Raw genomic sequence first — 12,297 nt, forward strand, 5'->3', positions numbered from 1 at the left:
GGGAGGGTGCCGAATCCTCTCCCCGGGCCGCGAATCCCCCCAGGTTCTACGAGCAGGTGGCGCCGTTGAGCTTGACCCCGGACGGGGCGGGGCTGGACGGGCCGTTCGCGGTGAAGCCGATCGTCACCGAGGCCCCGGCGGCCAGCGACGGGGCCCAGCTCGGGGCGGCCGCCGTGAACGTGGTGCCGGACTGGGTGACGGTGGCGTTCCAGCCGCTCTGCAGCGTCACGCCGGACGGCACGGCGAAGGTGGCGGTCCACGGGTTGACGGCCGCGGTGCCGGTGTTCTTCACCGTGACGCTGGCCTGGAAGCCGCCCTGCCAGGCGTTGTCGATCTTCACGGTCGCGGTGCAGCCGCCGGCCGGGGGCGGGTTCGACGGGCTCTTCGACGCCGACGGCGACACCGAAGCCGACGGCGACACCGAAGCCGACGGCGAGACCGAGGTGGACGCCGACGCCGAGCCGGTGGGGCCGGTGCCGCCGCCGACGGGCGGGATGAGGTACGGCTGCAGGATCGACTGCTTCTGCTGGTTCACCGTCTTCCAGTCGTCGCCGACGATGCCGCCGGTGTCGCCCGAGTTCGGGTTCCAGGACCAGTACGTGAAGTTCATGCCCGTGACGCCGGTACCCATGTACTGCATGAGCTTCTGCAGCCACCGCACGTCCTGCGGGTTCTGCAGGGTGCTGCCGAACTCGCCGACGAGCACCGGCGCGATGTTCTGCTTCTGCAGGTAGCCCCAGAACTGGTCCCAGACGGCGGGGAGGTTGTCCGGGAAGCTCGGGTCGTCGAACCACGCCTGGTGGTACACGGAGTTGGCGTACTCGTGCGCGGAGTACACGAGCTTGTTCGGCTTGTTCAGGCGCACCGGGAACTGCCCGGCCTTCGACAGGTTGCCGCCCCACCAGCCGCACGGCTCGTCCGGGATGTCGTCCCAGGCGTTGGCGTTGCCGCCGCTCGGGCAGCTCACGCCCTCCACGACGATGAGCCAGTTCGGGTTCGCGTCGAGGATCGCGTTGCCGGCCCGCTCGGCGGCCAGGCGCCAGTCGCGGTTCACGTCGCCGCAGCCCCAGCAGGCGCCGGTGCCGTTCGGGTCGGTACCGTCCGCGTGCGGCTCGTTGTGCAGGTCGGCGCCGATGACCGTGGTGTTGCCGGCGTAGTGGCGGGCGAGCATCTGCCAGTTGCTGATCCACGTCGACTCGGGGGTCGCCGGGACGTACCACAGGGCGCTCTGCCCCGCGCTCGTCGGGCGGTGCCGGTCGAGCAGGATGCGCATGCCCTTGCTGCCGGCGTAGTCCACGACCTTGTCGAGGATCTGCAGCGGGGTGAGGCCGACCAGATCGGGGTTGCTGTACCCGTCGACGCTGTTGGCCTGCGCGCCCGGCTTGAGCGCGTCCTCGGAGAAGGGCACCCGGATGGTGTTGTACCCGAGGCTCGCCATCTGGTCGAGGTGGTCCCGCCACGGCCGGGCCCACAGCCCGTGGAACGTCTTGTTGTCGGTCTCCATGCCGAACCAGTTGAGGCCGGTGAGGCGGACCTTGGTGCCGGTCGCGTCGACGAGCTGGGCACCGACGGTGCTCAGGTATCCGGTTCCGGTGCCGCCGGTGGCCGCGGATGCCGTGCTGTTGAGGCCGATGACGGCGACCGCGCCGACGACGGCCATGCTGCTGGCCGCGACGGCGGCCCAGAGTCTCCTCATGCCCGTTGTTGTATTGAGACACGTCACATGCTGCCCAGCCGGTGATCGCGAACCGGGGAGTCTGTGCAGCTCAGAGCGGTACAGCGGAGGAAACTTACACCGCCGGCAGGGCCTGCATCAGCTTCGTGTGGGCGGCGAGGATCCGTTCGGCGACGCCCTTCGTGGCCGTGTCGGATCCGGCCGTACCCTCCGAGGTCGCCAGGTGCGTCGTGCCCTCGAAGTGCTCGCGCAGCACCCGGACCGCCGTGTTCAGGCGCTGCTCGGCGGGCGCGGCGCGGATCGCGGCGAGGTCGTCCTCGAGCACCATCCCGGGCAGGTCGTGCCCGGCGTGCTCGGACGGGTTCTCGACGCCCCCGCCGGCGGTCAGGGCGGAGCGCAGCGCGGCGAGCTCGTCGCGGTGCCCGGTGGCGGCCGGGCCCACGACCCCCGCGAGCTGGGCGTCGTCCTTGAGCAGCTCGAACAGTGGCAGCGCGCTGTTGTCCAGCGAGATCATGAGCTGCAGGAAGGCGAGATCGGTCGGGTTCAGGTTGCCCGACGCGGCGGGCTGGCCCCCGGGTGGCAGCGCGGGCGCGCCGGGCTCGTGCGCGGGGCGGGCCCACAGCAGCACGACGGCGAGCGTGGCCACGAGCACGACGACGACGGCGAGGACGCGGCGCCAGAGATCGCGCTTGACGTCCTCCTCGTCCTGCTCGTCCTGCTCGTCCTGCTCGTCCTGCTCGTCGGCGACGGCGGGCTCCCGCGCGGCAACAGGAGCATTCTCCGGTTCGCAGGGCGTAGGCTCGCTCGACAGAGCCACGCTGGCACCGTTGATGGGCTCGTCGCCGTCCTGGGTCACGACCTCGACGGTAAATCCGCGGCCGGGCCGGTTTCTATTAGCTGCGGATTAAGTTGTCCCGATGATTTTCGACGGGCGCGAATAACGCTTTTAACTCGAATATAAGGATCATCGGCGCCGTATCAGCGAGACTGGGCCGGTGAGGCGGCTCCTGCGCGTTCCGGCGGTGCTCCTGGTGGCGGTGCTGTGGGGCCTGGGCTCGTACGCACTCGGCTTCGCCGCCCTCGCCGACAGCTTCCCGTGGGCCCTGGCGGCCGCGTTCGCCGGCGGGGTGGTCGTCACCGGCGCGCTCGGCAGCCTGATCGGCCGGCCGCGGCCCGTCCTGCTCGCGCTGCCCCTGGCGATCATCGCGCTCACCACCACGGTCTACGCGGCCGGCGTGCACCACCTGCGCGAGCGGCCCCGCCTGACCCTGGTGGTCGACCAGCGGGACTGCACGGGCACGGGCTGCGCCTACACGTTCCGCGACCCCGCGGGCCGGCCCACTCCGTTCCGCCTCGCCGGCGGGCCGGTCCACGACATCGGCGACACCGCGGAGGTCTACCGCACCGGCGCCGCCGGCGAGGTCCGCTGGTGGCCGGCGACGCTACTCGCGGCCGAGCCGGCCGCGAGCGCCACGGCCCGGATCACGGTCCCGCTGCTGGCCGCCTACACCCTCGCGCTCGGCATCGCGGGCGCGCTGGCCGACCGGGCCACCGTGCGCCGCTTCCACCGGCACATGGCTGGTTCCCGACCGTCCTAGTTCCCGACCGTCCTAGTTCCCGACCTTCGTGACCGACCCGTGCGGGCCGCCCTGCCACCACATGCAGTCGACGAGGTACGCGGCGCCACCGCTGTCCGACACGAACTGCACGACGAGCCGGGCCGGCTCGTTCTGGGCCTGCGACACCGAGTAGCCCTCCCGGGGCGTGGCGGTGACGAGCGAGACGACCTCGGCCCGGATCCGCACCACCGCGTCGCCGCCCTCGGACCGGAACGACTTGAGGTACACGTCGACACCGTCCGAGCCCGTCGTCACCGTCCAGCCGTCGACGGTGCGGGGCGGGGCCGTGGTCTTCTGCGTCGGCGGCGCCTGCGTGGTGCGGGTCGCGCCCGGGCTCGTCGGCGGTGGCGTGAAGGCCGAGCTCGGGTCCTCGATGATGACCGTGTCCGGCGTGGAGGGCGCGGCCGACGGCGGCGGCAGCGTCTGGGTCGCGACCTTCCGGTCGCCGCGGTCGTCGCCCGCCGCGACCGGGATCGAATCCTGGGGCACGGCCGTGCGCAGCACCGGGCGCAACGCCAGCGAGGCGACGCCGATGCTCGCCGTGGTGGCCAGGCACCACAGCAGGACCGGCACCGCGCCCTTCTCAACCCGCATCGCGGCATTGTCGCACGCGGACCCGCCGAAAGGTTTCGCCGAAATGGCGATAGGGTGCGCGCATGCCGCTCATCCTGCTGGTCGAGGACGACGTCGCCGTCTCGGGCGCCCTGTCCCGGGCGCTCACCGACGCCGGGCACGTCGTGCGCCCCGTCGGCAACGCCGGGTCCGCGTTGCGCGTGATCGCCACCGACCCGCCGGACCTCGTCATCCTGGACCTGGGCCTGCCGGACATGGACGGGCTCGACGTCCTGCGGATGCTGCGCGGGATCTCCAACGCCCCCGTGATCGTGGCGACCGCCCGGCGCTCCGAGCGCGACATCATCCGGCTGCTCGACGCCGGCGCCGACGACTACGTGACCAAGCCGTTCTCGAGCGCGCAGATGTCGGCCCGGATCAACGCGGTGCTGCGCCGCGGGCAGGGCACCCCGGGGCCGGCCCAGCCGCCGGCCGGGATCACCGTCGGCGGGCTGCACGTCAACCCGCAGCAGCGCTCCGCGGCGCTGGACGGGCGGCCGCTGCAGCTGACGAAGAAGGAGTTCGACCTGCTGGCGTACCTCGCCCAGCGCTCCGGCCGCGTGGTGAGCCGCCGCGAGCTGCTGACCGAGGTGTGGCAGCGCCCGGACAGCTCCGGCGAGGACCAGACGATCGACGTGCACGTCTCCTGGCTGCGGCGCAAGCTCGGGGAGAGCGCGACCCAGCCGCGATACCTGCGCACCTTCCGCGGGGTCGGGGTGATGCTCGTCGACCCGGCGCAGCCGCCCGCATGAGATCGGCGTTGATGCGCCTGTCGTTCGCGATCACCTCCATGATCGCGCTGGCGTTCCTGGTGCCCCTGGCCTACGTGACCAAGCAGATCGCCCACGACCGCGCGCTCGCCGAGGCCCGCTACCAGGCCGACGCGATGGTCGCCGCGCTCGCCTCGGCCCCCGGCGACCAGCAGGGGGCGCTGGTGCGCGCGGTGGCGACGGTGCCGGCGGGGCAGTCGGGGCGGCTGGCGGTACACCTCGTGGGAAATCCGACCGTCGGCACCTCGCACGCGCTCGCCGGCGACGTGGACCGGGCCGCGCACGGGCGCCGCTCGCTGACCGTGGACGCGCCCGGCGGCGTCGCTTATCTGCAGACGGTCGTGCTCGACGGTGACCGGACCGCGGTCGTGGAGGTGTACGTCTCCGACGACGAGCTGACCCAGGGCGTCGGCGCGGCCTGGCTCGCGCTGGCCGGCCTCGCGGTGCTGCTCGTCGCCGGCTCCACCCTCGTCGCCGACCGGCTCGGCGCGCAGATCGTGCGGGCCACCCGCAAGCTCGCCGAGGGCGCCCGCGCGTTCGGCGACGGCGACCTGCACGCGCGGGTCGAGCCCGACGGCCCGCCGGAGCTGCGCGACGCCGCCAAGAGCTTCAACCGCATGGCCGAGCAGATGATCGCGTTCGCCGACGCCGAGCGCGAGCTCGCCGCGGACCTCTCGCACCGGCTGCGCACCCCGCTCACCGCGCTGCGCCTGGACGCCGACGCCATGCCGCCCGGGCCGATCGGCGAGCGGATGCGCCAGGCGTTCGACGCCCTCGACGACGAGATCGAGCAGATCATCACGCAGGCGCGGCGCTCGGCCGCGGACCGGCAGCCGGAGACCACGGACCTCGTGGAGGTCGTCGCCGACCGGCTCGCGTTCTGGTCGGTGCTGGCCGAGGACCAGAACCGGCCGTGGCGGGTGACCGGCGGGCAGGAGCCGGTGTACGTCCCGGTGTCCGAGGCCGATCTCGTCTCGGCCGTCGACTGCCTGCTGGGCAACGTCTTCCAGCACACCGGCGAGGGCACCGGCTTCGAGGTGCACGTGTCGGCCCGCGGCCTCTACGTGGACGACGCCGGCCCCGGCATCGCCGACCCGGACCGCGCCCTGCGCCGGGGCGCGAGCGGCGCCGGCTCGACCGGGCTGGGCCTGGACATCGTGCGCCGGGTCGCCGAGGCGGCCGGCGGGCGCCTGCTCATCGAGCGCAGCCCGCTGCGGGGCGCCCGGATCGCGATCGAGCTGGACCCGTTCGCCCCCGAGATCCCGCCACCGCGGGCCACGCGGCGCATCGTGCGCTGACGCTCGACACGCGGGCACTGCGGCTGCGGGCGGGCGGTCCGCCGCAGGTCCGCTCGCGCCCGGCCCGCCGGGCGGCGGTCGCCGCGTCCATGCGGCGTCGGGCGAGTAGCCGCACGCATGCCGGCGCCTCAGACGAGTAGCCGCTGCAGGAGGCCGTCGAACACCGCCAGCTCCTCCTCGCTCAGCGGCGCGAACGAGCGCCGCAGCACCTCCACCAGCAGCCGCTGCCCCTGCTCGCGGATCGCGTCGCCCTTCTCGGTGAGCCGGTGGCGCACCGCCCGGCCCGGCCCCGGCATCCGCTCGATGAGGCCACGGTCGATCATCCGCGTCGCGAGGGTGCCGAAGGACTGATCCGTCTGGAAGGTCAGCTGGGCCAGGTCGTGCAGCGACGCCTCCGGGTTGGCGTGCAGGTGCCGCAGCGCGTCCCACTGCACCAGGCTCACGCCCAGCGGGGCCAGCGCGGCGTTGCCCTCGCGGTGGTGGCGCATCTGCAGCCGCTTGACCGACAGCCCGATCTCGGAAATCGCCCTCGTCATGCCGCCCATGCTATCTCAGGTTGCTGATATCAACATCCTGATATAAGGTTCCTGACATGACCGCCCACCCGATCAGGACCGTGGCGTCGGCCCGCGCGGTCTTCCGAGCCCCATGAGGCCGCACCTCGGCCCCGAATCTGAACGAACCGCCCCTGCTCGTGCATAGACGAACGTCCGATGTGGTGCGGCGCGGAGCACCCGGCACATCGAGCCGACCCCTGAGACCAAGGAGCCCGTCATGAGCGTCACGTACACCGAACGCGGCACCGGCCGCCCCGTGCTCCTCCTCCACGGCGGCGCCGGCCCCGCCTCCGTCACGGCCTTCGCGGACCGCCTGGCCGCCGAGCACCCCGCCCGCGTCATCACCCCCACCCACCCCGGCTTCGACGGCACCGAGCGCCCCGCGGCGGTCGACACCATCGCCAAGCTCGCCGCCCTCTACCGCGACCTGCTCGACGAGCTCGACCTCGAGGACGTCGCCGTGGTCGGCAACTCGATCGGCGGCTGGATCGCCGCCGAGCTGGCCCTGCTCGGCTCGCCCCGCCTCGGCAGTGTCACCGTCGTCGACGGGGTCGGGATCACGGTGCCCGGGCACCCGGTCGTCGGCTTCTTCGGGCTCACGTTCGAGCAGATCGCCGCCGTCAGCTACTTCGACCCGGCGGGCCGCGTGATCGACCCGGGCGCGATGCCGCAGGAGGCCCGGGCGGTGATGGCCGCGAACCGCGAGACGCTGGCCCTGTACGCGCCGAGCATGGAGGACCCGACGCTGCGGGACCGGCTGGCGGGCGTCACCGTCCCGGCCCTGGTGATCTGGGGCGACAGCGACGGGATCGCGGGGCCGCAGTACGGGCGGGCGTACGCCGAGGCGATCCCCGGCGCCCGCTTCGTCCTGCTGGAGAAGACCGGGCACCTGCCCCAGCTGGAGAGCCCGGACGCGCTCATCGGTCCACTGTGGAGCTTCATCGGGCCGCACTAGCCACTTCGAGCTGAACAAGGAGATCGACGGTGGTCGGCGTGTCCGAGCGTGCCGGGCACGCCGGGTCGTCACGATGGCCGGCGGCGTCCCGGACCACCTCATCCAGCGTGGTCTCGATCGGTGTCACCGGCGGCGCCGCGTCCGGCAGCAGCGCCGGCTTCGCCACCAGCCGACTCGCGCCGACCGCCATCGTCCGGCGCTCCGGTGACAGCCGGCGTGGTCGTCCCGTCCCGCTCAACGCCTCGCCCGGTCTCCCTCGCAGGGTCTCGCGGGGGCGACCGTGCGGGAACCTCTTGCAGCAGGCTCTCAGCGGACTGTCGCGGGCGCCGGTCTCATCGGGGGACGTCCCAGTCGCCGGTCCGCATGAAACGCTCCAAGCGCAGCGTGGGCTCGGTGAGGTCCCAGCGCTTTGCGGCGACCCACTCGTCGTCGTAGTAGGTGCGACGGTACGGCTCGGCACCATCGGCCGCCACGATGACCACCGCACCCGACTCGCCCGCCTGGCTCATACGGCTCATCAGGTGGAACGCGCCCCACAGACAGGCGCCGGTGGACGGTCCGGCCGCCACGCCGCCCGCCTCGGCGAGAAATCGCATGGCGGCCACGCTCGACACGTCCGGCACCGGGATGACCAGGTCGACGACGTCGGGATCGAAGGCCGGCTCCATCCGCGGCCGGCCGATGCCCTCGATGCGCGACGGCATTCCGGTCGCGTAGTCCCGGCACTCGGTGGCCCAGCCCGGGAAGTACGCCGAATTCTCCGCGTCGACGACCGCGAGCCGGGTGGCGTGCCCGTGCCGCCGCAGGTGGCGGCCGATCGCCCGGGAGGTGGCCCCGGTACCGGCGCCGGTCACGATCCACGTGGGCTCCGGCCGGCCCTGGGCCGCGAAGTCGCGCAGGATCTCGTCGGGCAGGCCGGGCACGCCCTCGTCGAGGTCCGCGTCGATGGCCGGCCCGAGCGTGGACAGGCAGTCCAGGTAGTACCCGTCCGACTGGACGGCCAGCCGCTCGGCGTTCTCGTACACGGCCAGCGGTGGGTCGACCCGGTGGGCGACCCCGCCCTGCGCGGCGATCCGGGCTATGCGGTCAGGCGACGACTTCTCGGGCACGACCGCGGTGAACGGCAGCCCCAGCACCCGAGCGAAGTGCGCCTCCGCCACCGCCATGTTCCCGCTGGTCGCCTCCACCAGCGGCGTCCCCCGCCGGATGACGCCGCGGGAGAGGGCGTGAAGGAAGAGACTGCGCGCGAAACGGTATTTGACACTTCCGGTAGGGCGCGCCGACTCGTCTTTTATGAACATCGCCACAGACGATTCGCCGGGGAATGAGAAACGAATCAGGGGCGTCGCTTTCTCGGCGATCCGGTCGGCTTCAACAATAGCCATGGCGCGGCGGCCCCAATCGTCTCCCGAGAACTCCGAACGAAGTCGCGCCACTGCCATCCGAATCCCATCCGCTCTCGCTAGGAAAAGGCTTCCGACAATTGTGTGAGGCGATCCCGGACCGAACTCACCAGGACGCCGCCGCTCGCCTCGTCCCGCCGCAGCTTGCCGCGCTTGACGAGATCATGGACGCCCTGCCGAGTGATGCCGAGCATCGCACTCGCCACCGCCAGCGAGACCGCCTCGGCGGACGGGTGGCCGAACCGGCGCGCCACGAGCGCCCCGAACGGCGTGCGCCACCACTCGTGCGGCGGCGCGAAGACATCGCCGGACTGGTAGATCTCGGCGACCAGATGCCGGGCGGTCTCGGCGGCGAGCCGCTCGTCCGGGCCGAGCACCTGTGCCGCCCACACCTCGGCGGCGATCTCCAGCCGGCCTCGGAGCACCTCGGACACGGGCGGGTCGTCACCGTCCGGGCTCAGCAGCCGGTCCAGCGGATCGAGCAGGCGCGCCCCGGCGTCGCACACGAGCTGACGGACGATGGCCACGTGGACCGCGGTCGACACCCCGCCCCATGCGGGCCCGCCGTCCAAGAGACCGTTGTTCCCCGCCGGTTCGCCGTTCGTCACGCCACCTCCGCCATCGCGTTCTCCTAGTCTAACAGCCACTTGACACCAGCAGTAAAGTCGGCAGGAAGCACCCGGGCACCGATGCTCAAGAAATGCATTATCCTGTCCAGCCCCTGCCAACTGGGCCAGCGACCTCGCCGCCCGGGCACAGGACCGGTGATGACCGATCGTGGCCAGCACCGCCCGGGCCCCGACACACCCGGGCCCCCTTGCACCCGACCCACCGCCCACGCCGGCGCCTTGCCCCGATTGGCCTCCCCACAGCCCGGACTGCCGCTCCGCGCACATTCGACCACGCGGGGGTGGTGGCGGCGACGCCTTGAACACCTGCTGTTCGAACTCCCGCTCCACGGCAAGCGCGAGGAGCTCCTCGCGGGAGAACCACCGTGGATCGACAGACATGCACGATCAACGATCAATGATCAAGCACTCCCGAAGGTCGCCTTCCAGGATGCACAGCTACCGCCAAGACACTTGACAGACGTCGTCAAACACTCAAGAATAACCATTGGTGTCGATTTGCTACGGGGGTAGCGCTATGGGTGTTGGCGTTCGCCGAGATTTGCCGGCCGATCCGCACAGCCCAAGTAACATTCACGAGATGCTCATCGATGCGAAGCATCTCATTCAGAAAGCGCTTACCGTTCACGAGGGAACACGCCGACCATACTCATCGACACCAGATGCGCTGTATTCCGAGTCCGAGACTACGGCCATCATGCACCACTACCTGGCGCGGCAGGCTTTCCGGTCGCCCCACCTCCACTACATCGCCGGGTTCGCGGCCGCCGCGCACGAGGTGTCGGCCGGCCCGCTGGAGCTGGCGCTGCTGCGGGAGCCCGCGTCCATCCACGCGTTGATCGACGCAGACATGACCGCCCGGCTGTCCGGCACGGACGAGTTCCTGGAGCAGATGATGCGGCAGCACGTCCGGGCCCGCACCGTGGATCGGCGGCTGCCCCGGTTCGCCGTGCTGGACGGCGCGATGCTGCTCCTCCGCGCGGACCACGCCGGCGCGCCTCGCTTCCTGATCGTCCGCGAGTCGCACGTGGTGCGCTCCATGACGACGCTCTTCGACGCGATGTTCGAGCGCGCGGTCGACCTGTCCGTCGCCGCCCGCTTCACCGGCCGGTCCGGCGAAGCCGGCGACACCGAGAATCGGTTCGTCCGCGTGCTGACCATGCTCGACGCCGGATACACTGACGAGACCGCCGCCCGCCAGCTCGGCGTCTCCGTCCGAACCTACCGGCGGTATGTCGCGGAGACCATGGCCCGGCTCGGCGTTTCGTCCCGCTTCCAGGCCGGCGCGCGTGCCGCGACGCTCAACCTCATCCCGGCTCCCCGGCCCGCGCGGGATCACTGAGCGGTGCCGGTGCTGCAACCCGCGCAAGGCGTGGCCGCAGCCGCACTGGCATCGACTCGTACCCCCAGATCAGGTTCGAGTGCAGCCGCACGGCCGGGCCGGCCGGCTCCGGCAGGCGCACCCGGCCGCAGAGTTCCTCGAACATCACGGTCAGCTCCATCGCGGCCAGCGCGGCGCCAAGGCAGTAATGCTCCCCGGGTGCCAGCGCCAGGTGCCGGCTCGGTGACCGGCCGGTGTCGAGCACGTCCGGCCGGTCGAAGGCCCGCGGGTCCCGGTTCGCCGCGGCCAGCCACACCGCGACGCGTTGGCCGGCCCTGATCCGCACCCCCTCGATCTCCAGGTCTGTGGTGGCGACCCGGGCGACATGCATGGCCGGGCTCGTGAAGCGCAGGATCTCCGGCACCGCCGTGTCCATCGGCACATCCCCGCCGGCCATCCGGGCCCACTCGTCGGGGTGCGCCATCAGTGACCGGACGCCGCCGACCGTCGCGTGCCGGCTGGTCTCGTTGCCGCCGGACACAAGGCCGTCGCAGTTGAGGTAGATCTCCTCGTCGGTGAGCGGCTCGCCGTCGACGCGGCCGTTGACCAGCGCGGTGACCACGTCCTCGCCCGGCTCCCGCCGCCGCCGCTCGACCAGCTCAGCGTAGTAGAACAGGATGTCCGTGTGGGCCTGGGCCATCGCGGCCGGGTCCGCGCCCCGGTCGCCGTGTCCGAACGCGGTCATGGTGCGGTCCAGCATGAAGTCCCAGTCCTTCGGCGGCACGCCCAGCAGGTCGCAGATCACCGACACGGGGAGCCGGGCCGCCACCCGGACGAGGTCGCAGGTCTCCCGCTCCAGCGCCTCGTCGAGCACGGACCGCACGGTCGCGCGCATCGTGTCGCGCAGCCGGGCGACCATGCGGGGCGTGAACGCGGCGTTCATGACGCGCCGCAGTTGGGCGTGCCGCGGCGGGTCCGTGACGATCAGCATGCGGTTCGCCGAGGACCGGACCGCGGCCGGGTTGTCGTCCAGCCGCATGCCGCCGGCGGAGGAGAACCGGGCGGGATCGCGGAGCACGGCCACGGCGGCGGCGTGGCCCAGGACCGCCCAGAACGGCTCCCCGTCCCGCCGGTCGATCCACTGCACCGGCCCGCGCGCCCGCATCCCGGCCCAGAGGCGCTCGGGCTCGCCGTCGCGGTAGAGCCCCGGATCGGCCAGGTCCCTCGGCCCGTACGTCACCGCGATTCCGGACTCTGCATGGACTCGGCCAGGCTCCGGGGCCGCATGTCGGTCCAGGACTCCTCGACGAAGTCCAGGCACTCCTGGCGGGTTCCGGCCTCCCTGGCCACCGTCCAGCCCGCGGGAACTGCCGCGAACGACGGCCACAGGGAGTGCTGGTTCTCCTCGTTCACCAGCACGAGGTACTCGCCGTCGGCGTCCTCGAACGGATTGGTCAT

Annotated in this window: 14 protein-coding genes; 5 read left to right on the forward strand and 9 right to left on the reverse strand. The window is 72.2% G+C overall.

Annotated elements, in window-relative coordinates; genetic code table 11:
• Positions 1 to 46 precede the first annotated feature (46 nt).
• Both ACQP1P_RS29405 and ACQP1P_RS29410 read right to left on the reverse strand, forming a co-directional pair.
• The gene (locus tag ACQP1P_RS29405; RefSeq protein ID WP_433075543.1) at positions 47 to 1,696 is read right to left on the reverse strand and encodes a cellulase family glycosylhydrolase; all 1,650 of its coding nucleotides are present in this window, start codon (positions 1,694 to 1,696) and stop codon (positions 47 to 49) included.
• 94 nt (positions 1,697 to 1,790) lie between these two features.
• The gene (locus ACQP1P_RS29410; protein ID WP_433075546.1) at positions 1,791 to 2,531 is read right to left on the reverse strand and encodes a hypothetical protein; all 741 of its coding nucleotides are present in this window, start codon (positions 2,529 to 2,531) and stop codon (positions 1,791 to 1,793) included.
• A gap of 139 nt (positions 2,532 to 2,670) precedes the next feature.
• On the opposite strand from ACQP1P_RS29410, the gene ACQP1P_RS29415 reads away from it, so the two are divergent.
• Complete coding sequence (locus ACQP1P_RS29415; RefSeq protein ID WP_433075549.1) at positions 2,671 to 3,273, forward strand: hypothetical protein; 603 nt, start codon at positions 2,671 to 2,673, stop codon at positions 3,271 to 3,273.
• 12 nt (positions 3,274 to 3,285) lie between these two features.
• On the opposite strand, the gene ACQP1P_RS29420 is transcribed toward ACQP1P_RS29415, so the two are convergent.
• Positions 3,286 to 3,888, reverse strand: coding sequence for a hypothetical protein (locus ACQP1P_RS29420; protein WP_433075552.1), 603 nt, complete (start codon positions 3,886 to 3,888; stop codon positions 3,286 to 3,288).
• A gap of 62 nt (positions 3,889 to 3,950) precedes the next feature.
• On the opposite strand from ACQP1P_RS29420, the gene ACQP1P_RS29425 reads away from it, so the two are divergent.
• Both ACQP1P_RS29425 and ACQP1P_RS29430 read left to right on the forward strand, forming a co-directional pair.
• Positions 3,951 to 4,658 (forward strand): response regulator transcription factor, encoded by a 708-nt coding sequence (locus ACQP1P_RS29425; RefSeq protein WP_350610782.1) that lies wholly within the window; start codon positions 3,951 to 3,953, stop codon positions 4,656 to 4,658.
• Positions 4,655 to 5,974 carry a HAMP domain-containing protein gene (locus ACQP1P_RS29430; RefSeq protein WP_433075556.1) on the forward strand — a complete coding sequence of 440 codons (1,320 nt, stop codon included), beginning with the start codon at positions 4,655 to 4,657 and terminating at the stop codon, positions 5,972 to 5,974. The genes ACQP1P_RS29425 and ACQP1P_RS29430 overlap by 4 nt, the downstream gene beginning before the upstream one ends.
• Before the next feature lie 128 nt (positions 5,975 to 6,102).
• Here ACQP1P_RS29430 and ACQP1P_RS29435 read toward each other — a convergent pair whose 3' ends face one another.
• On the reverse strand, positions 6,103 to 6,510 hold the full coding sequence (locus ACQP1P_RS29435) for a MarR family winged helix-turn-helix transcriptional regulator (RefSeq protein WP_433075559.1): 408 nt from the start codon (positions 6,508 to 6,510) through the stop codon (positions 6,103 to 6,105).
• Between the two features lie 238 nt (positions 6,511 to 6,748).
• On the opposite strand from ACQP1P_RS29435, the gene ACQP1P_RS29440 reads away from it, so the two are divergent.
• The gene (locus ACQP1P_RS29440; RefSeq protein ID WP_433075562.1) at positions 6,749 to 7,486 is read left to right on the forward strand and encodes an alpha/beta fold hydrolase; all 738 of its coding nucleotides are present in this window, start codon (positions 6,749 to 6,751) and stop codon (positions 7,484 to 7,486) included.
• Here the strand turns inward: ACQP1P_RS29440 and ACQP1P_RS29445 are convergent.
• The 3 genes from ACQP1P_RS29445 to ACQP1P_RS29455 all read right to left on the reverse strand — a co-directional run bounded on the left by ACQP1P_RS29445 (position 7,470) and on the right by ACQP1P_RS29455 (position 9,497).
• Positions 7,470 to 7,676 (reverse strand): hypothetical protein, encoded by a 207-nt coding sequence (locus ACQP1P_RS29445; protein WP_433075565.1) that lies wholly within the window; start codon positions 7,674 to 7,676, stop codon positions 7,470 to 7,472. The genes ACQP1P_RS29440 and ACQP1P_RS29445 overlap by 17 nt on opposite strands.
• 142 nt (positions 7,677 to 7,818) lie before the next feature.
• Positions 7,819 to 8,928 carry a PLP-dependent cysteine synthase family protein gene (locus ACQP1P_RS29450; RefSeq protein WP_433075568.1) on the reverse strand — a complete coding sequence of 370 codons (1,110 nt, stop codon included), beginning with the start codon at positions 8,926 to 8,928 and terminating at the stop codon, positions 7,819 to 7,821.
• 20 nt (positions 8,929 to 8,948) lie between these two features.
• Positions 8,949 to 9,497, reverse strand: coding sequence for a hypothetical protein (locus tag ACQP1P_RS29455; RefSeq protein ID WP_433075571.1), 549 nt, complete (start codon positions 9,495 to 9,497; stop codon positions 8,949 to 8,951).
• 601 nt (positions 9,498 to 10,098) lie between these two features.
• On the opposite strand from ACQP1P_RS29455, the gene ACQP1P_RS29460 reads away from it, so the two are divergent.
• Complete coding sequence (locus ACQP1P_RS29460) at positions 10,099 to 10,860, forward strand: helix-turn-helix transcriptional regulator (RefSeq protein WP_433075574.1); 762 nt, start codon at positions 10,099 to 10,101, stop codon at positions 10,858 to 10,860.
• Here the strand turns inward: ACQP1P_RS29460 and ACQP1P_RS29465 are convergent.
• Together ACQP1P_RS29465 and ACQP1P_RS29470 are read right to left on the reverse strand one after the other, a co-directional pair.
• The gene (locus ACQP1P_RS29465; RefSeq protein WP_433075577.1) at positions 10,826 to 12,079 is read right to left on the reverse strand and encodes a cytochrome P450; all 1,254 of its coding nucleotides are present in this window, start codon (positions 12,077 to 12,079) and stop codon (positions 10,826 to 10,828) included. The genes ACQP1P_RS29460 and ACQP1P_RS29465 overlap by 35 nt on opposite strands.
• A complete protein-coding gene (locus ACQP1P_RS29470; RefSeq protein WP_433075580.1) occupies positions 12,076 to 12,297 on the reverse strand; it encodes an MbtH family protein in 222 nt (73 codons plus the stop codon). Before ACQP1P_RS29470 ends, ACQP1P_RS29465 begins: the two co-directional genes overlap by 4 nt.

Source organism: Dactylosporangium sp. CA-052675, assembly GCF_050947935.1.
Classification (GTDB): domain Bacteria; phylum Actinomycetota; class Actinomycetes; order Mycobacteriales; family Micromonosporaceae; genus Dactylosporangium.

Coding starts and splice junctions, on each gene's coding strand:
- ACQP1P_RS29430 (WP_433075556.1), top strand. CDS start 4,655: ATGAGATCGGCGTTGATGCGCCTGTCGTTCGCGATCACCTCCATGATC.
- ACQP1P_RS29470 (WP_433075580.1), bottom strand. CDS start 12,297: ATGACCAATCCGTTCGAGGACGCCGACGGCGAGTACCTCGTGCTGGTG.
- ACQP1P_RS29425 (WP_350610782.1), top strand. CDS start 3,951: ATGCCGCTCATCCTGCTGGTCGAGGACGACGTCGCCGTCTCGGGCGCC.
- ACQP1P_RS29405 (WP_433075543.1), bottom strand. CDS start 1,696: ATGAGGAGACTCTGGGCCGCCGTCGCGGCCAGCAGCATGGCCGTCGTC.
- ACQP1P_RS29440 (WP_433075562.1), top strand. CDS start 6,749: ATGAGCGTCACGTACACCGAACGCGGCACCGGCCGCCCCGTGCTCCTC.
- ACQP1P_RS29450 (WP_433075568.1), bottom strand. CDS start 8,928: ATGGCAGTGGCGCGACTTCGTTCGGAGTTCTCGGGAGACGATTGGGGC.
- ACQP1P_RS29420 (WP_433075552.1), bottom strand. CDS start 3,888: ATGCGGGTTGAGAAGGGCGCGGTGCCGGTCCTGCTGTGGTGCCTGGCC.
- ACQP1P_RS29445 (WP_433075565.1), bottom strand. CDS start 7,676: ATGGCGGTCGGCGCGAGTCGGCTGGTGGCGAAGCCGGCGCTGCTGCCG.
- ACQP1P_RS29460 (WP_433075574.1), top strand. CDS start 10,099: ATGCTCATCGATGCGAAGCATCTCATTCAGAAAGCGCTTACCGTTCAC.
- ACQP1P_RS29435 (WP_433075559.1), bottom strand. CDS start 6,510: ATGACGAGGGCGATTTCCGAGATCGGGCTGTCGGTCAAGCGGCTGCAG.